This window comes from Variovorax sp. VRV01 (assembly GCF_014852545.1).
Lineage (GTDB): Bacteria > Pseudomonadota > Gammaproteobacteria > Burkholderiales > Burkholderiaceae_C > Variovorax > Variovorax beijingensis_A.
Genome location: NZ_JACVBS010000050.1, coordinates 1 through 986, shown reverse-complemented (window position 1 = coordinate 986; position 986 = coordinate 1). Strand labels below are relative to the sequence as shown.

Here is a 986-nt window from a genome sequence, read left to right as displayed (position 1 = left end):
GTGGTGGTCTCTTTGTTCTGCTGCATCCCGAATGGTTGATCGAACACATTTCGTATTCATAAGGCTGGGAGCCGGAGAACTGTCATGAGTGAACCTGTCTACGTAGGCATCGACATCGCCAAGGCCAGCTTCGAGGTGGCCGCCAGTGGCGAGACACAGACCTTGAACCTGGGCAACGACGAGGCCGGTCATGCCGAGTTGTGTCAGGTGCTCGTGCCGCTGGCACCTCGCCTGATCCTGTTGGAGGCCACCGGTGGCCATGAGCAGGGTCTGGCGCTCGCGCTGGCAGCCGCTGGTCTGCGCGTGTCGGTCATCAACCCGCGACAGGCGCGCGACTTCGCGCGCTGTATGGGCAAGCTGGCCAAGACCGATCGAATCGACGCGCAGATGCTTCGCGGATTCGCCGAACTGCTGGACGCCCAGGGCCATGAGCCACGCGCGCTGGCCGACGAGCAGCAGCGTGAGCTCACCGCCATGGTGGCCCGCCGACGCCAGCTGGTGGCCATGCTCGTGGCCGAACGCCAACGCCTTGCACTGGCTCATCCGAAGGCCAAGGCCAGCATCCTGGCGATCATGGATGCCATTGCCGCCCAGCTTCACGACATGGACGGCGAGCTGCGCGAGCACGTGCACGCACATCACGCAGACCTGGCGCGTTTGCTGACCTCGGTCAAGGGGGTGGGGCCGACCACGGCCAGCACCCTGCTGGCGCAATTGCCCGAACTGGGCAAGCTCAACCGCAAGCAGATCACTTCCCTGGTGGGCCTGGCTCCAGTCAACCGCGACTCGGGCACCTTGCGCGGACAGCGTCACATCTTCGGTGGACGCGCGGACGTGCGCCGCGTGCTGTACGTCGCCGCTTTGGTAGGCACGCGATTCAATCCCGTGCTCAAGGCCTTCTATGCGGCCCTGCTGGCCGCAGGCAAGCCAAAGAAGGTCGCCTTGGTGGCATGCATGCACAAGCTGCTCATCATCCTCAACGCCAT

General features: G+C 64.3%; 1 protein-coding gene. It reads left to right on the top strand.

What is annotated here, in order from left to right; genetic code table 11:
- Positions 1-84: 84 nt before the first annotated feature.
- The coding region (locus IB278_RS33530; protein WP_192328817.1) for an IS110 family transposase at positions 85-986 on the top strand (902 nt) is incomplete at its 3' end.